13 protein-coding genes are annotated in these 18,300 nt (G+C 73.1%); 7 read left to right on the top strand and 6 right to left on the bottom strand.

The window, feature by feature from the left end; genetic code table 11:
- Positions 1–22 precede the first annotated feature (22 nt).
- Complete coding sequence (locus DMA15_RS29685; protein ID WP_125515793.1) at positions 23–3,067, top strand: glycoside hydrolase family 38 C-terminal domain-containing protein; 3,045 nt, start codon at positions 23–25, stop codon at positions 3,065–3,067.
- A gap of 3 nt (positions 3,068–3,070) precedes the next feature.
- Here the strand turns inward: DMA15_RS29685 and DMA15_RS29680 are convergent, their stop codons facing one another.
- Together DMA15_RS29680 and DMA15_RS29675 are read right to left on the bottom strand one after the other, a co-directional pair.
- The gene (locus tag DMA15_RS29680) at positions 3,071–4,813 is read right to left on the bottom strand and encodes a pyruvate dehydrogenase (RefSeq protein ID WP_125515792.1); all 1,743 of its coding nucleotides are present in this window, start codon (positions 4,811–4,813) and stop codon (positions 3,071–3,073) included.
- Positions 4,814–4,937: 124 nt separating this feature from the next.
- On the bottom strand, positions 4,938–6,482 hold the full coding sequence (locus tag DMA15_RS29675; RefSeq protein ID WP_125515791.1) for a protein phosphatase 2C domain-containing protein: 1,545 nt from the start codon (positions 6,480–6,482) through the stop codon (positions 4,938–4,940).
- Between the two features lie 393 nt (positions 6,483–6,875).
- On the opposite strand from DMA15_RS29675, the gene DMA15_RS29670 reads away from it, so the two are divergent.
- The 3 genes from DMA15_RS29670 to DMA15_RS29660 are packed head-to-tail and all read left to right on the top strand — an operon-like array spanning position 6,876 to position 8,829.
- Positions 6,876–7,880, top strand: a complete 1,005-nt coding sequence (locus tag DMA15_RS29670) for a LuxR family transcriptional regulator (protein WP_125515790.1) — start codon at positions 6,876–6,878, stop codon at positions 7,878–7,880.
- Between the two features lie 41 nt (positions 7,881–7,921).
- Positions 7,922–8,404: a DUF456 domain-containing protein gene (locus DMA15_RS29665; protein WP_125515789.1), complete on the top strand. Its 483-nt coding sequence runs from the start codon at positions 7,922–7,924 to the stop codon at positions 8,402–8,404.
- Between the two features lie 53 nt (positions 8,405–8,457).
- Positions 8,458–8,829: a PPOX class F420-dependent oxidoreductase gene (locus DMA15_RS29660; protein ID WP_125515788.1), complete on the top strand. Its 372-nt coding sequence runs from the start codon at positions 8,458–8,460 to the stop codon at positions 8,827–8,829.
- Here DMA15_RS29660 and DMA15_RS29655 read toward each other — a convergent pair.
- The 3 genes from DMA15_RS29655 to DMA15_RS29645 all read right to left on the bottom strand — a co-directional run bounded on the left by DMA15_RS29655 (position 8,765) and on the right by DMA15_RS29645 (position 12,459).
- A complete protein-coding gene (locus DMA15_RS29655; protein ID WP_125515787.1) occupies positions 8,765–10,279 on the bottom strand; it encodes an AlkA N-terminal domain-containing protein in 1,515 nt (504 codons plus the stop codon). The two genes, DMA15_RS29660 and DMA15_RS29655, sit on opposite strands and share 65 nt — an antisense overlap.
- A gap of 181 nt (positions 10,280–10,460) precedes the next feature.
- On the bottom strand, positions 10,461–11,639 hold the full coding sequence (rsgA, locus tag DMA15_RS29650; protein ID WP_125515786.1) for a ribosome small subunit-dependent GTPase A: 1,179 nt from the start codon (positions 11,637–11,639) through the stop codon (positions 10,461–10,463).
- A gap of 253 nt (positions 11,640–11,892) precedes the next feature.
- Positions 11,893–12,459 (bottom strand): GNAT family protein, encoded by a 567-nt coding sequence (locus DMA15_RS29645; RefSeq protein ID WP_125515785.1) that lies wholly within the window; start codon positions 12,457–12,459, stop codon positions 11,893–11,895.
- Positions 12,460–12,694: 235 nt separating this feature from the next.
- Here DMA15_RS29645 and DMA15_RS29640 point away from each other — a divergent pair, with 235 nt between their 5' ends.
- On the top strand, positions 12,695–13,933 hold the full coding sequence (locus tag DMA15_RS29640; RefSeq protein ID WP_125515784.1) for a cytochrome P450: 1,239 nt from the start codon (positions 12,695–12,697) through the stop codon (positions 13,931–13,933).
- A gap of 9 nt (positions 13,934–13,942) precedes the next feature.
- Complete coding sequence (locus DMA15_RS29635) at positions 13,943–14,155, top strand: ferredoxin (RefSeq protein WP_125515783.1); 213 nt, start codon at positions 13,943–13,945, stop codon at positions 14,153–14,155.
- Here DMA15_RS29635 and DMA15_RS29630 read toward each other — a convergent pair.
- Positions 14,144–16,723, bottom strand: a complete 2,580-nt coding sequence (locus DMA15_RS29630; protein WP_125518078.1) for a polysaccharide lyase family 8 super-sandwich domain-containing protein — start codon at positions 16,721–16,723, stop codon at positions 14,144–14,146. The two genes, DMA15_RS29635 and DMA15_RS29630, sit on opposite strands and share 12 nt — an antisense overlap.
- A 176-nt stretch (positions 16,724–16,899) precedes the next feature.
- Here DMA15_RS29630 and DMA15_RS29625 point away from each other — a divergent pair, with 176 nt between their 5' ends.
- Positions 16,900–18,207 (top strand): hypothetical protein, encoded by a 1,308-nt coding sequence (locus DMA15_RS29625; protein WP_240660005.1) that lies wholly within the window; start codon positions 16,900–16,902, stop codon positions 18,205–18,207.
- Positions 18,208–18,300 lie beyond the last annotated feature (93 nt).

Genomic DNA, 18,300 nt, shown 5'->3' with positions numbered 1-18,300 from the left:
CCGAGCCTTTCGAGGAGCCCCGGTGCATGACGACAGACTGCTGGTGGAAGCCCGCCTGGAGCGGGCGTTGCGCCAGTTCATCCGCCCCGCCCAGTACCCGGACAGGACGCCGCTCGCCCTCTCCGTCTGGCACGCGCCGGGCGAGCCGGTGCCCGTATCGGCCGCTCTAGAGGCGTCGTACGCGCCCTTCGAGACCGGCACGGAATGGGGAAGTCCCTGGTCGACCAGCTGGTTCCGCCTTCAGGGGCGGGTCCCCGAACAGTGGCGGGGGCGCCGGGTCGAGGTGGTCGTCGACCCCGGGTTCACGGGTGACGCGCCGGGGTTCCAGGCGGAGGGTCTGGTGTACGACGCGTCGGGTGTGCCGCTGAAGGGAGTTCACCCGCGCAACCGGCATATCCCGGTGGCCTCTCCCGCGCGGGGCGGCGAGCCCGTGCACCTACTCCTGGAGGCGGCGGCCAATCCCGCTGTTCTGCACGACTTCGTGCCGACACCCCTGGGCGACGTACTGACCGCAGGCTCTCGCCCGATCTACCGATTCGCGTCTGCCGATCTCGCCGTACTCGACGAGGACGTATGGCGGTTGACCCTGGACATCGAGGTCCTCTCCGAGCTGATGGCCGAAGTGGACCCCGACCGTCCGCGTCGGCACGAAATCCTCCGGGCCCTTGAGGACATGCTCGACGCGCTCGATCTGCACGACGTGCCGGGCACGGCGGCCGCCGGGCGCGCGGCCCTCGCCGAGGTCCTCGCCAAGCCCGCGCACGCCAGCGCGCACCGCGTATCGGCAGCCGGTCACGCGCATATCGACTCGGCATGGCTGTGGCCCCTGCGCGAGACGGTGCGCAAGGCGTCGCGGACCTTTGCCAATGTGACGGCGCTTGCGCAGGAGTATCCGGAGCTGGTCTTCGCCTGTTCGCAGGCCCAGCAGTACGCGTGGGTGAAGGAGCACCAGCCGCACATCTGGAAGCGCGTCAAGAAGGCGGTGGCGGACGGGACCTGGGCGCCGGTCGGCTCGATGTGGGTGGAGTCGGACGCCAACATGCCGGGCGGCGAGGCGCTCGCGCGGCAGATCACGCACGGCCGGCGGTTCTTCCGCGAGGAGCTGGGCGTGGAGACCGAGGAGATCTGGCTGCCGGACTCCTTCGGGTACACCGCCGCCTTCCCGCAGTTGGCGAGGCTCGCGGGTGTCCGGTGGTTCCTCACCCAGAAGCTGAGCTGGAACCAGTCCAACAAGATGCCGCACCACACCTTCTGGTGGGAGGGCATCGACGGCACCCGGGTCTTCACCCACTTCCCGCCCGTGGACACCTACAACTCGCAGTTCCACGGCGCCGAACTCGCCCACGCGGAGCGGAACTTCGCCGACAAGGGCCGGGCGACCCGCTCCCTGGTGCCGTTCGGCTGGGGTGACGGCGGGGGTGGTCCGACCCGCGAGATGATGGAGCGGGCGCGGCGCCTCAAATCCCTAGAGGGTTCGCCGCGCGTGGAGATCGAGAAACCATCGGTGTTCTTCGCGGCGGCCGAGGAGGAGTACGGCGCCACGGCCCCGGTCTGGTCGGGCGAGCTGTATCTGGAGCTGCACCGCGCGACGTACACCACGCAGGCGGCGACCAAGCGCGGCAACCGCCGCAGCGAACACGCCCTGCGCGAGGCGGAGTTGTGGTGCACGGCGGCGGCGGTGCGCGATCGCGCGTACGTCTATCCGTACGACGCGCTTGACCGGCTGTGGAAGACGGTCCTGCTGCACCAGTTCCACGACATCCTGCCGGGCTCGTCCATCGCGTGGGTGCACCGCGAGGCGCGGGAGACGTACGAGGGGGTCCTCGCCGAGCTGGACGAGCTGACCACCTCCGCCGTGCGGTCCCTCGGCGCGGGTGGGCCCGCGGTGCTGAACGCCTCGCCGTACGCCCGCAGCGAGGTGGTGGAGACCGGGGGCGGCACGCTGGCGCGCGTCGATGTGCCCGCGCTCGGCAGCCGGAGCCTGGACAGCGCCGTGGCGCCGGGCCCGGGAGTGGCCGCGCACACGACCGGCGACACGATCCTGCTGACCAACGAGCATCTGAGCGTGACCGTCGACGCGGCCGGGCTGCTGACCTCGGTGAAGGACCTGGCCGCGGGCCGTGAGGTGCTCGCGGCCCCCGGCAACCTCCTCCAGCTGCACCCCGACCACCCCACGTACTACGACGCCTGGGATCTCGACCGGCACTACCTGCGGCGGCACACCGACCTCACGGACGCCGACTCCGTGGAGCTGGTCGAGGACGGGCCGCTGCGGGTCGCGGTGCGGGTGGTGCGCGTCTTCGGGGACTCGCGGATCACGCAGGAGATCCGGCTCGCGGCGGGCGGCAGGCGCGTCGATGTCGTCACGGACGTCGACTGGCGGGAGTCGGAGAAGGTGCTCAAGGCCGCTTTCCCGCTGGATGTGCACGCCGAACGGTCCGCCGCCGAGATCCAGTTCGGCCACGTCCACCGTCCCACGCACGCCAACACCAGCTGGGACGCGGCGCGTTACGAGATCTGCGCGCACCGCTGGCTACGGGTGGCCGAGGAGGGGTACGGCGTGGCGCTGCTCAACGACGCGACGTACGGCCATGACGTGACGCGCGCGGAGCACGGCGGCACCCTTGCCACCACCGTGCGGCTGACGCTGCTGCGGGCCCCGCACAGCCCGGACCCGGAGACCGACCAGGGCGCGCACCGCTTCACGTACGCCCTGCTGCCCGGCGCGGGCACGGGTGACGCGGTGGCGGAGGGGCTCGCGCTCAATCTGCCGCTGCGGGTGGCCGACGCGCCCGCCCTGGCGCCGCTGGTGAGCGTCGACCATCCGGCGATCACCGTGGAGTCGGTGAAGCTCGCCGACGACCGCGGCGGCGATGTCGTCGTACGGCTCTACGAATCGCGCGGCGGGCGGGCCTCGGGAGTGCTCAGCACATCGTTCCCGGTGGCGCGGGCCGAGGTGACGGACTTGCTGGAGCGGCCGCTGCACGAGGCCGACACCGGCGAGGCCGGGCTGAGGCTCGCGCTGCGGCCGTTCCAAATCGTCACGCTGCGGCTGCGGCCCGCCTGAGGGTCAGGGCCTCGGCACGTTCCGCAGGTTCGAGCGGGCCATCTGCACCATCCGGCCCACCCCGCCGTCCAGCACGATCTTGCTGGCGGAGAGCGCGAAGCCGGTCACCATGTCCGAGCTGATCTTCGGCGGCATGGAGAGGGCGTTCGGGTCGGTGACGATGTCGACCAGGGCCGGGCCCTTGTGCGCGAAGGCCTCCTTCAGGGCGCCCGCGAGCTGCTTGGGCTTCTCGACGCGGACGCCGTAGGCCCCGGCGGCGCGGGCCACGGCGGCGAAGTCGGGGTTGTGGTTCGCCGTGCCGTACGACGGCAGCCCGGCCACCATCATCTCCAACTCCACCATTCCCAGGGAGGAGTTGTTGAAGAGGACTACCTTCACCGGCAGGTCGTGCTGGACCAGGGTGAGGAAGTCGCCCATCAGCATCGAGAAGCCGCCGTCGCCCGACATCGAGACGACCTGGCGCTTGCGGTCGACGAACTGGGCGCCGATCGCCTGCGGCAGGGCGTTAGCCATCGAGCCGTGGCTGAAGGAGCCGATGATGCGGCGCCTGCCGTTGGGGGTGAGATAGCGGGCCGCCCAGACGTTGCACATGCCGGTGTCGACGGTGAACACCGCGTCGTCGGCGGCGACTTCGTCCAGGACCGAGGCGACGTACTCCGGGTGGATCGGGACGTGCTTGTCGACCTTGCGGGTGTACGCCTTGATGACGCCTTCGAGGGCGTCCGCGTGCTTCTTGAGCATCTTGTCGAGGAACTTGCGGTTCTTCTTCGGCGCGACGCGCGGGGTCAGGCAGCGCAGCGTCTCGCGTACGTCGCCCCAGACCGCGAGGTCCAGCTTCGAGCGGCGGCCGAGGTTCTCGGGGCGCACGTCCACCTGGGCGATCTGCACGTCGTCGGGGAGGAAGGCGTTGTACGGGAAGTCGGTGCCGAGCAGGATCAGCAGGTCGCACTCGTGGGTGGCCTCGTACGCGGCGCCGTAGCCGAGCAGGCCGCTCATGCCGACGTCGAACGGATTGTCGTACTGGATCCACTCCTTGCCCCGCAGCGCGTGGCCCACCGGGGCCTTGATCTTCTCGGCGAACTCCATCACCTCGGCGTGGGCACCCGCCGTGCCGCTGCCGCAGAACAGCGTGACCTTGCCCGCCTTGTCGATCATCTTCGCGAGCTTGTCGATCTCCTCGTCGCCCGGGCGCACGGTGGGCCGCGAGGTCACGAGGGCGGTCTCGGCGGCCTTGTCCGGGGCGGGCTCGGAGGCGATGTCGCCGGGCAGCGACACGACGCTGACGCCGGACTGGCCGACGGCGTGCTGGATGGCGGTCTGGAGCAGCCGGGGCATCTGCTTGGGGCTGGAGATCAGCTCGCTGTAGTGACTGCACTCCTGGAAGAGCCGGTCGGGGTGCGTCTCCTGGAAGAAGCCGAGGCCGATCTCGCTGGAGGGGATCTGCGAGGCGAGGGCGAGCACCGGGGCCATGGAGCGGTGGGCGTCGTACAGGCCGTTAATGAGGTGGAGGTTGCCCGGGCCGCAGGAGCCCGCGCAGGCGGCGAGCCTGCCGGTGATCTGGGCCTCGGCGCCGGCCGCGAAGGCCGCGGTCTCCTCGTGCCGCACCTGGACCCAGTCGATCTCCTTCGTGCGGCGGATGGCGTCCACGACCGGGTTGAGACTGTCGCCGACGACCCCGTACAGGCGCTGGACCCCCGCCCGGACGAGGATGTCGACGAACTGCTCGGCGACGTTCTGCTTGGCCATGCGGTACGCACCTCTTCACCCTTGGAACCTTTGGGCCTCATGGAGCCCTTGGGCCCCTTGTAACCCCTTGGGTCCCTTGTAACCACTTGGAACCCTTTGGTCCATGAATTCACAGGTGCGGCGGTCATGCCTCCCAGACCGCGGCGGCCGTGCGGTCGTCGGCGTACCCCTTGACCCTGACCTGGATGTCGGCCAGGAAGGCGGCGAGCCCCGGCGGGCCGCTCTCGCGCCACCTGAGCGTGAGGTGTTCGGCCAGTTCGGGCTCGCCGCGCAGCGGTTCCGCGAGCCCGGCGCTGCACAGCAGGAGCGTGTCACCCGGGCGGGCGACCGAGGCGCGGAAGCGGAACGGGTCGGAGGGCGGCTCGGGTGCCGGTTCGTAGGGGCTCGGCGGCGTGGCGATGTTCAGGTCCATGGTGAGGCGGTCGCCGTCCGGGGGCCTTGTCGGCGGCGAGCCGAACCCGACCACGGCCTCGCCGGTGGCGTCCGTCACACGCGGCTCGATGTCCTGCCACTCCCCCTCGCGCAGCCGGAAGAGGCCGCCCGCGCCGACGCCGAAGAAGACGCGCGTACGGCACTGCGGGTCGGCGGGCAGCAGGAGGCAGCGCAGGGAGGCGGCGTACTCGTCCGGCTGGAGGCCGAGGTCGACGGCGTGCGCGCGGAGCTTGCCGAGGCTGCGGTCGGTGAGGCGGTGCAGGCCCGACTTCAGGTCGCCGCGGCGGGCGGCTCTGATGTCCTCGGCGAGCCGCTGGTGGCTGCGGCCCACGGCCCGGCCGATCCACGCGCAGGCCTCGGCGGCGGCGCGGTGCGCTCCTGGGGTGGCGCGGGCGCCGGTGGCCATGGCGACAAGGACCAGGGCGTCCTCGCCGGTGCCGAAGCGGGCGGTCAGCAGGGCGTCGCGGCGGGGCTCGCCGCGGTAGCGGGCGGAGTCGCCGCGCACGGAGGCCGCGCGCAGGGTGCACGCACCGTACCGGGCGCCGTCGAGCACGGTGTCCGCGACGAGGTCGCCGAGATCGTCGGGGTCGGCCGCGGGCAGGGCGGTCGGCTCGGCCTCGTAGGTGGGGGGTCCGTCACCCACGTAGGCGGGGGTGGCGGGGGTGGCGGGCGGCGGCGCCGAGTCGGGCTCCCGGCGTGATGCCGGTACGGGGGCGTGGGGCGCGGGTGCCGGAGGGTGGGGCGAGGGCGGCCCGGCCACCGCTCCCGAGCCCGCGCCGAAGGTCACCGGTCCCCTGGGCCCGGTGGGCGGCTCCCATGGGGAGGGGGTGCCGCTGGGGCGGGGCGGGGCGGCAGGGCTCGGGGGGACCTTCGGCGGGCGCGGGGGCTGCGGGGTCTTTGGGGTCTGCGGGGTCTGCGGGAGCTGCGAGGTCTGCGGCGGGATCAGGGCCTCGGGTCCGGCCGGCCGGGGGCGCGGCTCCTCCGGGGCGAGGGGGGCGGGGGGCTCGGACCGGGGCGGGTCCAGGTCCAGGCCCGGGTCCAAGTCCAGGCCCAGGTCGTCCGGAACCGCGCCGGCCGCCCCGGGCTCCCCTTCCTTCACCGCGTCCGCCGCCGAGGCGAACCTGTCGTCGAGGGTGTCCGGTGCGGGCGTGGGGCCCGTGTCCTGTGCGGCTTCGTCGTACAGCTGCCCCCACCAGTCGTCGTCGCGGCCGGTGCGCCTCTCCCCCTGCTGGCTCATGCCCCTATTTTCCACCGCGAAGGGCGTACGAAAACGGTGCTTCCGGAAATTCCGGCCATCTTGGCGACAAGGGGGCCGGGACGAGAGGTCGGGCCGAGGGGCCGAAGCAGGCGCGACGAGAGGGACCGCCGGGCGGGCCCACCCCCCACAGGGGGACCGCCCGGCGGTGTCTGAGCGACCGGCGCACAAAGTGCGCCCGGCCCGTAGCCCGCGTGCCCAGGGGCGCGGAGTTCAATCCGCCTGCCGTCTCCTTCGGGCCGCATCTCCTTCGGGCAGCACAGTGAGGGGCGGGGGCGGCGAGGGGCGGGGATGATGTCCTGGGGCGGATTCACGCCGTGGCTGTTTTCCGCCGCGGCGCCGCCGGGACGGAGCACTGGGGAGGGACGTCGCCGGATGCTGGCAGCGATAGGTCTGGACGAGACACACGAGTCGGCGTACCGGGCGCTGGTGTGCGTGGGCGCCGCCGACGTGTCCGAGCTAGCCCGCAGACTCGCCCTCGGTGAGCCGGAGACCGAGCGGGCGCTGCGCCGACTGGAGCGGCACGGCCTGGCCGCGCAGGCCTCCGGCAGGGCGGGCCGCTGGGTGGCCGCGCCGCCCGGTGTCGCGCTCGGCGCCCTGCTCACCCAGCGGCGGCACGAGCTGGAGAAGGCGGAGCTGGCGGCGACCGCGCTCGCCGAGGAGTACCGCGCGCAGGCCGCCGAGCCCACCGTCCACGACCTGGTCGAGGTGGTCACCGGCGCGGCGGCCGTCTCGCAGCGGTTCCTCCAGTTGCGTCTCGGGGCGCGCGACGAGGTCTGCGCGCTGGTGACCGGCGGCCCAGCCGGGCTCACCGGCGTGGAGAACGGCGCGCAGGAGCGGGCCGCCGACCGGGGTGTCCGTTGCCGCTCGGTGGTGGAGCGCGCGGTGCTCGAACTGCCCACGGGGCTCGGCGGACTGTCGACGGCGATCGGCCGTGGCGAGCAGGTACGGGTCGTGGACCGCGTTCCGACGAAGCTGGTGATCGCCGACGGCTCGCTCGCGATGGTGCCGCTCACCTCGCGGACCGCGGAGCCCACCGCGCTCGTGGTGCACGCCAGTGGGCTGCTCGCCTCGCTGACGGGCCTCTTCGAGGCGGTCTGGCGTGAAGCGCTGCCGCTGCGCCTGGGCGCGGACGGCGGCACGGTCGGCGAGGAGGCCCCCGAGGGCCCGGACGGCACGGACCTGGAGATCCTCTCCCTGCTCCTGGCGGGGCTGACGGACGCGAGCGTCGCCAAGCAGCTCGATCTGGGGCTGCGGACGGTGCAGCGCCGGGTGAAGCGGCTGATGGAGCTGACGGGCGTGACGACCCGGCTCCAGCTGGGCTGGCACGCGTACGAACGCGACTGGGTGGCGCGCCGGAGCCGCGCGCCGCAGGGCTAATCTGACCTGCGGTTTCACCGGGACTGCGGCACGCTGGGCAGATGGGAGCGTGGGAACTCCTGCTGGTCGCGGTGGTGATGCTGCTCGGCCTGTGCGGAGTGCTTGTGCCCGGAGTGCCGGGGCCGTGGCTGGTGTGGGCCGCGGTCCTGTGGTGGGCGCTCCAGGACCAGCGGGGGCTCGCGTGGGGCCTGCTCGTCGGCGCGTCCGTCGTCCTGCTCGCGGCGCAGGCCGTGCGCTGGCAGCTGCCTCCGCGCCGGCTGCGGCAGAGCGGCGCCACGCGCCGGATGGCCGCTTTCGCCGGGGCCGGGGCGCTGCTGGGGTTCTGCGTGGTGCCGGTGCTCGGCGCGATTCCCGGCTTCGTCGGCGGGATCTACACCGCGGAGCGGCTGCGGCTCGGCGGCCATGGCGAGGCAGTGGCGGCGACACGGACGGCCATGCGCAACGGCGGGACGAGCGTGCTGACCGAGCTGTTCGCCTGCCTGTTGATCCTGGGGGCGTGGCTGGGGGCGGTGTTCTGGGGGTAGACCGGTGCGGGCGCCCCGTGTTGTCGGCCGGGTGCCCGTGCGAGGCTCGCCGCATGAGCGAATTCAGTGCGGCCGAACGCGCGTACCTCAAGTCCCAGCGGCTGGGCCGGTTGGCCACGGTCGACCCGAAGGGGCAGCCGCAGGCGAACCCCGTCGGTTTCTTCCCGCAGGACGACGGCACGATCCTGGTCGGCGGCCATGCTCTGGGTACGACGAAGAAGTGGCGCAACCTCCAGGCGAACTCGAAGGTGTCCCTCGTCGTCGACGACGTCGTGAGCCTGGAGCCGTGGAAGGTGCGGGGCATCGAGGTCCGGGGCGTGGCCGAACTGCTCATCGGCCCGCATGAGTTGGGCCCCGGTTTCAGCGCGGAGCTGATCCGGATCCGGCCGCGGCGGATCCACAGCTGGGGGCTCGACGTGCGGTGAGGCCCCGGTCCGTGGTGAGGCCCCGGTCCGTGGTGAGGCTCCGGTCCGTCCAGAGGTGGCGCAAGGCGTACGAGCGCCATGGCCGCCAGGCGTCGGGGACCGGATCCGGTTCGCCGGGCGGGGCCACGTCGGGGTCGCCGAGCGCCCGCATCCTGATCAGCGCGGCCGTCCGGGCGTCCAGGCCGGGCAGGGCGAGCAGCGCGGCCTCGGCGTCGTCCCGGTCCGCCCCCGCGTCGAGGCGCAGGGCGCCGTCGGCGAGCGCCGTGGCCAGCGCGCCGAGCGGGCCGGGTTCGGCGGCCAGTTCGGCGGGGGCCGGGAAGAGGTGGGTGAGCCGTCCGCAGGCCGCGTCGAGCGCCTTGCCGTACCGCTCCACCAGCCGTCCGGCACCGGCCCGCCCCACGAGCGCCCGTACCGCGAACTCCTCGGGGTCGGCGGCGCCGGGCGAGCGCAGTCCGGGCCGGGCGGCGACGAGCGGGCCGAGCCGGGGGTCGGCGCCGAGCCGGTCGTCCACGGCGTAGGGATCGGCGTCCAGGTCGAAGAGGCGGCGCAGGCGCTGCACGGCCGTGGTGAGGTCGCGCAGGTCGGTGAGGTGCAGCCGGGCGTCGAGCCAGCCGCCGCGGTGCACGGCCGCCGAGCCGGAGCCGCCCCCTTCGCCGTCCCCGCTTCCGGCGCCGGGCTCCTGGACCGCCACGATCCCCGTCCCGTAGGGCAGTCGGAGCGTACGGCGGTAGGTGCGGGCGGCGCGCTCGCCGGTGACCTCCTCGACGCCGGGCACCGCCTCCGCCGCGAGCAGGTCGAAGACGGCCGCGGCCTGGTAGGGCCCCCGGTGGGCGAGGCGCAGCGGGATGCCCGCCGCGGGCGTGGCCCGTGCGGCGCCGCGCTTGGGGGCGGCGGCGCGCAGCGCGGTGGGCGTGAGCGCGTACACGGCCTTGATGGTGTCGTTGAACTGGCGGACGCTGGCGAATCCGGCGGCGAACGCGATCTCCGTGATCGGCAGGTCCGTGGTCTGCAGCAGCACGCGCGCGGTGTGCGCCCGCTGGGCCCTGGCCAGCGCGACCGGGCCCGCGCCCAGTTCGGCGGTGAGCTGGCGCTGCACCTGGCGGGCGCTGTAGCCGAGGCGTACGGCGAGGCCGGGGACGCCCTCGCGGTCGACGACACCGTCGCCGATCATGCGCATGGCGCGGCCGACGACATCGGCGCGGACGTTCCACTCGGCGGAGCCGGGGACGGCGTCCGGCCGGCAGCGTCGGCAGGCGCGGTAGCCGGAGGTCTGGGCGGCGGCGGCCGTGGTGTAGTAGCGGACGTTCTGCCGTTTGGGCGTGACGGCGGGGCAGCTGGGGCGGCAGTAGATGCCGGTGGTCTCGACGGCGAAGAAGAACTCGCCGTCGAAGCGGGCGTCCCGGCTGCGGACGGCCTCGTACCGGGTTTCCTCATCGATCACGCCGTCCATTGTGCGGGGCCTTCGGCTGAGGGGGCTGGCGGTTATCGGACCCCGTGCTCGAGGGGGGGCGGGAGGGGTGGGTCCTTCGGGGAACTGCGGGTCCGTTGTGGCTGGTCGCGCAGTTCCCCGCGCCCCTACGGGGCTCGAACCTGCGGGGCGCTCGCCTGCGGGGCGCGAGTCCCGCTGGCCGTCAGCGGATGCGGCCCCTCTTGAGTTCCAGGGCCGCGCGGCCCTCCGCTCCACGTAGGCGCCACTGCCGGCGCATCTCCGCTCGGGCCCGCGCGTCCGTCTTGGCGACGATGCGCTGGTTCTCGCGGATCAGCTTGCGGTAGCTGTCGAGACGGCGTTCGGGAAGCGCGCCGTCCGCGACGGCGTCGAGCACCGCGCAGCCCGGCTCCGCCACGTGGGCGCAGTCGTGGAACCGGCAGTCACGCGCCAGTTCCTCGATCTCGGAGAAGACCTGCCCGACGCCGTTCCCGGCGTCCCACAGGCCGACGCCGCGCAGCCCCGGCGTGTCGATGAGGACACCGCCCGCGGGCAGCAGCAGGAGGTTGCGGGTCGTCGTGGTGTGACGGCCCTTGCCGTCGACGTCACGGATCGCCTGGACCTCCATGACGTCGGCGCCGGCGAGCGCGTTCGCCAGGGTGGACTTGCCCGCGCCGGACTGGCCGAGCAGCACCGACGTACCGCCGGAGACGACCGCGGCGAGGACGTCGACGCCGTCGCCGTCCGTGGCGCTGACCGGCAGCACCTGGACGCCGGGCGCCGAGGTCTCCACGTCCTCGACGAGATGCGCGAGCGTGGCCCGGTCGGGGACGAGGTCGGCCTTGGTCAGGACGATGACCGGCTGGCCGCCCGACTCCCAGCCGAGCGCGAGGAACCGCTCGATCCGCCCGAGGTCGAGTTCGACGGCGAGCGAGACGGCGATGATCGAGTAGTCGACGTTGGCGGCGAGGATCTGCCCCTCGGACCTCTTGGACGAGGTGGAGCGCACGAAGGACGTGCGCCGCGGCAGATACGCGCGTACGTAGCGGGGGTCGCCGCCGTCCGGGTCGACGGCGGCCCAGTCGCCGGTGCACACGACCTTCAGCGGGTCGCGCGGGGTGACGAACTCGGTGTCGGCCCGCACGGTTCCCCCTGCGGTGACGATGTCGCACTGCCCGCGGTCGACGCGGACGACCCGGCCGGGCAGCAGCCCCCGCGCCGCGAACGGCGCGAACTCGGCCTCCCACCGCGCGTCCCAGCCGTAGGGGGCGAGGGGGTGCGGCGCGGACGAGGACGTACCCGTGAGGGAGGACGTACCCGTGAGGGATGCGCCCGTCCGGGAGGTGAGCGGAAGAGAGGAGAACGGGAGAGAAGAGGAAGACAAGGGGTGACCCTTCACAGGGTGGCCCCGGCGCACGCGCACGACGGCGCGCGGAGGTGTCTGACGCTCGGTCAGCCGGAGGCCACGGAGGTAGACTTGATGAACTTCCGGATGCGGGCAACGCCCGTCGCGACGACAGCCATCGGTCACTCCTCCTGGTCTCGCAGGTCCTGCTCGACTGATACCGGCGGCCGGAGAACGGCCGCCTAGGGACGAGACGCAGCTTAGATCCCGGCTCGGCCGGGACGCCATCCATTTATCGGCTGCCGTGCCCCTCGGCCGCCGCACGCCACTCCGGTGCCAGTACCGCCCAGATCTCCGTGTCCTGCCGCACGCCCCGGTAGAGGTCGTTCTGCCGCTGGACTCCTTCGAGGGTCATGCCGAGGCGCTTGGCCACATTGATGCTCGGGCGGTTCCCGGAGGCCACGAGCCACTCCACCCGGTGCATGCCCCGGACCTCGAACGCCCAGTCGATGATGGTGCGCACGGCACGGGTGACCAGGCCGCGGCCGGCGGCTGCCGGTTCCAGCCAGCAGCCCGCCTCGCAGGTGCCGCCCGCCGCGTCGAAGACCCGGAAGAGGACGCCTCCGACCAGGCGTCCGTCGAGCCAGATGCCGTACAGGCGGCCCGTGTCGGCGGCGGCCTTGTCGGCGTAGAGCTGAAGCCAGCGGCGCGCGGCCGTCAGGTCGGCGGTGATGTCGGGCAGGCCGACGTACTGGCCGATGAAGTCGCGGCCGCGGTCCATGTGGGCCAGGAACTCCTCGGCCTGCCAGGGCTCCAGCGGACGCAGTTCGGCTCCGTCGCCCAGGGAAATCGCGAACATTCTTCTCATCCTCCGCAGTGGCCGCGCACAGTCTGCCCGGATCCTCGCACGCCCCCCGCGCGCCCCCTCGGACGGGGCCCACTCCCCCTCGGACGCAGGGCGGTTGAGCGCACGGAGCACTTCCGGTCAGATCCGGCGCGTCACCGATCTGGCCGGTCTTGCCGTGTACGAGATAGATGCCCCAGGCATCGAATGGGAGCGGCAACCGGAACACCTGCGTTTGCGAGGTACACCCATGACCAAGCCGGCCGAGCCGATGGAGCAGAGCGCACGCACCGAACCCATCGCCTTCCCCCGGGACCGCACCTGCCCCTACCACCCACCCACCGCCTACGCGCCCCTGCGCGACGCCCGGCCGCTCTCCCGTGTCACCCTCTTCGACGGACGCGTCGTGTGGGCGGTCACCGGGCACGCGGTGGCCCGCGAACTCCTCGCCGACCCCCGGCTCTCCTCGGACCGCGAGAACGAGGACTTCCCCGCGCCGGCCGAACGCTTCGCCGGTGTCCGCAACCGCAGCGTCGCCCTGCTCGGCGTCGACGACCCCCGGCACAACACCCAGCGCCGGATGCTGATCCCCAGCTTCTCGGTCAAGCGCGTCGCGGCGCTGCGCCCGCGCATCCAGGAGACCGTGGACCGGCTCCTGGACGCCATGGAGGCGCAGGGGCCGCCCGCCGAACTCGTCAGCGCGTTCGCGCTGCCCGTGCCGTCCATCGTGATCTGCGCGCTCCTCGGCGTGCCCTACGCCGACCACGACTTCTTCGAGGAGCAGTCGCGGCGCCTGCTGCGCGGCGCCGACGCGCGGGTCTCCCAGGCGGCGCGGGGCGAACTGGACGCGTATTTCCACGCGTTGATCGACCGCAAACGCGAGGAGCCGGGCGACGGGCTCCTCGACGAGCTGATCCACCAGCAGCTCGCGGCGGGCGCGGTGGACCGCGAGGAGCTGGCCGACCTGGCCACGATCCTGCTCGTCGCGGGGCACGAGACCACGGCGAACATGATCTCCCTCGGTACGTTCACCCTGCTCCAGCACCCCGAGCGGCTCGCCGAACTGCGGCCGGGGCCCGGCGGTACCGACCCGTCGCTGATGCCCGCCGTGGTCGAGGAGTTGCTGCGCTATCTGTCCATCGCGGACGGCATGCTGCGCCTGGTGAAGGAGGACATCGAGGTCGCGGGCAGCACGCTGCGCGCCGGCGAGGGCGTCGTCTTCTCCACCTCGCTCATCAACCGCGACGAGGCGGCCTACGAGGACCCCGAGGAGCTGAACTGGCACCGCACGACCCGCCACCACCTCGCCTTCGGGTTCGGCATCCACCAGTGCCTGGGGCAGAACCTCGCCCGCGCGGAGCTGGAGATCGCCCTGCGGTCCCTCTTCGAGCGGCTGCCGCGTCTGCGCCTGGCCGTGCCCGCCGAGGAGATCCCCTTCAAGCCCGGCGACACCATTCAGGGCATGCTCGAACTCCCCGTCACCTGGTAGGAGTTGACGATGACGAAGGGAAGCGATGTGATCCGCGTCGACACGGACCGCTGCGTGGGAGCGGGCATGTGCGCGCTGACCGCGCCGGGCGTCTTCACCCAGGACGACGACGGCTTCAGCCAGATACTGCCGGGCCAGGAGGACGGCGGTGGCGACCCGATGGTGCGCGAGGCCGTGCGGGCGTGCCCGGTACAGGCCATCAGCGCCGGGTCACCCTCGTAGCGTGACGGTGAAGCTCCTGCCGTACGCGTGATGCGTGTCCACGTCGATGCGCGCGCCGCCGGGCGCCCGGCTCACCCGTACGCCGGGGTCCGCCGTGACCTTCTGGAGGCGGCGGCCGCGGAGCAGGACCGTGATCCGGTCCCGGCCCATGGTCGGGTCGGACACGGCCACGGCGGTCGTCGCCCCGCCGCGGAGCACGCTATGGGCCCCGCCATTGTCCTCGCCGTGGCGTCCCTGGCGGCGCACGATGACCGAGGCGGGGCCCTCGACGCGCAGTCCGGCGATCTCGTGCTGTCCCCGCGTGAAGGTGTTGGCGGCCGTCAGACCGAGGCCGTCGTGTGAAATCGCTTGGTGGCGCGGGGAGTTGCCGAGCACCTTGAGCGGGCCGTGGCGGTGGGCACGCAGCCGCTCCTCGGTGGCGTTCGGCACCAACGCGTAGGCCAGGCGCGCCGGTCGGGCTCCGGCAGCTTGGTCGACGCTCACGCCGAGGACCGAACGCGTCACCGGCGTATCGGAGTTGGCGGTGCGCACCACCGGGCGGCTGCGGGTGACCCGGTCGAGGGCGACCCGGACCGGTGGCGTGTCGAGGAAGAGGTAGCCGACCGCGGTGTCCTGCGTGGTGTTGGCATAGAGCAGCCAGCGCAGGTCGGCGACGCCGGGGCCGGTCCAGGACCGGCCGTCGCGGCGCATGCCCGTGAGCGAGATCCGGTCGTCGGGGGCCGCTGTGCGGGCGTCGACGGTCGTGGTCACGGCTCGCCCCGCCGCGTCGCCGACCCCGGCGGCGAGCACCACGATCTCGTCGTCGAGAAGGAACCACGACTTGGTGGCCGTCGCGTTCCGGTACACCACGAAGTCGTCGGGGAGCAGGGCCCGGTCGCGGTGGGCCGCGTCGCTGGACTGCACCATCGCCGCGGCGCCGTACGCCCCGAGGACCGCGCCCCCGGAGTGGCTGTTGGTGCCGCGCGGGAAGTAGACGTACTTGTTCTGCGACTCGGACGACGAGGTGAAGTGCAGGGGGTGGCCTGGGTTGTCGTAGTACGCCTTGCCGTACAACTCCGGTACGGAGCGCCGCTGTTCGACCGGGGCCGTGACGCCCGCGAGACCGTAGGGCGAGACCGTCGTGTAGTAGTCGACGCCGTATGCCCCCGTCTGGTCCTGGCCGGAGAGGTAGAGGTAGTACGCGCCGTCGCCCTGGAACCACGGCATGAGGTTCTCGCCGTTCATGTACTCGTACTTGCTGATCCGGTCGGAGCTTCGCGCGAGGGCGAAGGCGTAACCGGGCCTGCGGTGCACGGTCTTGTCCATGGCGTTGAAGGCGACGCTGCGCTCGGCGGGGTTGAGGTCGGCGGGTGGCACGGACGCGTCGCCGACGATGTCGGCGTAGCGCGCGACGCTGACCGGGGAGACGAAGCGGGCCGGGTCGAGGGCGGTGCGCGAGGTGGCCCTGATGTGCTTGACGTAGCTCTTGAGGGCGGTGGCCTCGGCGGCGGCCGCGAGCGAGGAGAGGTCGACGGCGGCCTCCACGACCACCGCCACGTCGGCGTACCCGGAGTCCGGGCGCGCCACCGCCCGGCCCTTGACGACCTCCATCATCCAGCCCTCGAAGATCAGCGGGGCGAAACCGTCCTTCACCCAGCCGTACACGGTCGGCACCAGCTCCCCGCCGTGCGCGAAGCCCGTGCCGTCCAGGATCTTGAGGGTCTGCACGACGCGGGTGAGCAGGCCTTTGCCGTACGAACCCGTGTACGCGACGGAGGCGTGCTGGATGAACGAGCCGTCCGCGTAGTGGCCGTCCGTCACACCGTGCCGCAGCCGGTAGGGGTCGATGGTGAGGAAGACCGTCAGCTGGTCGGTGAGCGCCTTGCGGATGCGGGCCTCGCCGCCCTCGCCGAGCAGGGCGCCTTGGAGGACGCGGTTCGTGGTGATGTCGGCGAGGTTGGCGCCGGTGTGGAAGCGGGAGTCGAGGTTCACGTCGCCGTCGGTGCCGTTGCGCAGATAGGCGTCCATGGAGGTGACGTAGGTGCGGACCAGCTCCGGGCGGTAGGAGGCCACCTCGTCCGCGAGCAGCGCCAGGGTCTTGCTGACGCTCTGGGAGATGCCGATCTCCCAGTGGAACCAGTTGCCGTAGTAGCCCTTGGCCTGGTCGCCGTAGTAGCGCTCGTGCAGCCACACCAGGCCGTCGATCACCCGGCGCTCGACGGCGGTGTCGCCGTGCGTCCCGGAGCCGGGGGCGCGGGTGGCGAGGGCGGTCTCGTACAGGCGGCGGTAGGTGGTGTTCAGGTTCGCGTCGTCGGTGCCGAGCGGCAGGCCGGCGAAGAGCTCGCCCTCGCCCGCCTCGTCCATGGCCTTCAGGTTCGCCCGCGCGGTCCGCTCGATGGCGGCGAGCTTCGCGGCCGTCTCGGGGCGGGCGTTGGAGGCGGCGGTTCCGGCGAAGACCGCCACGGTGTTGGCGAGCAGCCGGGCACGGCCCTCGGCCGCCGCGGCGGCGTCCACGCGGCCCGCCGGGATCGCCGCCAGAAGTCCGGCGGCCGACAGGGCGGACAGCAGGCGTCTGCGGGTGATCTCCATGGCGGCCTCCACCGGCGGCGTACGTGGCGTCCAGGCGGGCGGAGTCAAGCAGATGCCTCCACGGCGGACAAGGGTCCGCGCGCCGACGCGCCGACCGGGGTTGATACCGTCCCCTCTGATCTTGACGCGGGTCGAGTCGGGTCGGGTCTTGCGGTTCGCGGGGGAAGGGGGGCGTCATGCCCCGGGTGGGCGCGGTACTCGTCGCGCGACGGCACATATGGCTCGTGGCCTGTCTGGTGACCCTGGCGGTGACCGTCTCGTCCGTGACCTGGGTCGTCGTATCGAGGTCCGAGGAGCGCGAGGAACGGCTCGCGGCCAACCAGAGGCAGCTGGCGCGGGCCTGCGCGGGCCTGCTCCCCGACGCGCTCGGCGCCTTCGTGCCGGACGACGAGCCGGGCGTACTCGCCGAGTTCGGCACGATGCTGCGGCCCCGCCAGGAGAGCCGCGCGCTGCTCGACTGCACGCTGTCGTGGGGCGGCGGCGGTGACGCCTGGGAGCCCGACGCGCAGGCGCGGGTGCGGGCCGAGGCCGTGCTCACCCGCACCTCCCCGCCCGCGCTGGACGTCGGCTTCGGAGTGCCGCTGCCGGACAGCGCGCTCGGTGCCGTCACGGTCGACGGCGACCGGCTGGAGGGGAGCACGGTGACGGCCTCCCTGCTCGCCGACTGCCCCAAGGGCCTGACCGGCCGGGTCCGCCCCACCCGGGACCTGCTCGTCACGGTGGACCTGCCGTCGACGGCCGACGAGTACGACGTCCCCAAGGAGGACCGCCTCCTCGCGTCCCGCACGGCGGTGCGGGTCGCCGACTGGGTGGCGAAGAAGCAGGGCTGCGGCAGCGAGCCCTTGAAGGCCGCGTCCGGCGGCGGCGCCCCCGCCGAGGCGTCGAAGCTGTGCGACTGGCTCTCTGCCGAGGCGCTGCGGTTCGCGCCCGGCGACTGGAAGCCCGACCGCGGCGCGTCGGTGTTCAGCAGGCGCGCCGGTGCGTGCGGCGCCCGGTGGGACGACTCCGCCGGGTCGGCCGACGAGCCGGCGATCAAGGCGGCGGGCGCGGAGAGCTGGTCGGGGGTGCTCGCGGGCGGCGCGTACGACAGCCATCGGGGCAGCGATCACGTCCCCGAACCCGACCCCGGCCCTGACTCCGGCTCCGGCTCCGGCTCCGGCTCCGACGGTCGGCTCGACGCCGGGAAGCCCGTCAGGATCTCGCGGTCCGGCGACGATCCGCTGCTCGCCCTGTGGGCCCGGTCGGAGTGCGACGCGGGACCGACGTACCACCGCGTCACGGTCACCCCCGAACTCGGCCCGGACGACGGCACGGGCGACGGCACAGACGACGACGGCGTGCTCGAACCGAACGAGCGGCGGCGGCTCTCGCGGCAGGCGCGCGCCCTGCTCGACCGCTACCTCGCGGCGCCCCACGGCTGGCCGAAGCGCACGCACTGCCGGGACACGGAGATCATGGGAGAGGTGCAGGAGTGGCGCGGCTGACGTGGGGGACAAAGGCGGGGCGCGGGGTGCTCACGGCCTGCGGGGCGCTCGTCGCCCTGGCCCTGATCGCGGGCGGTTACTACTAGTGGGGCG

The organism is Streptomyces sp. WAC 01529 (assembly GCF_003945545.1).
Classification (GTDB): Bacteria; Actinomycetota; Actinomycetes; order Streptomycetales; family Streptomycetaceae; genus Streptomyces; species Streptomyces anatolicus.
The sequence above is the reverse complement of the archived record's forward strand: the minus strand, read 5'-3'. Positions and strand labels throughout refer to the sequence as shown.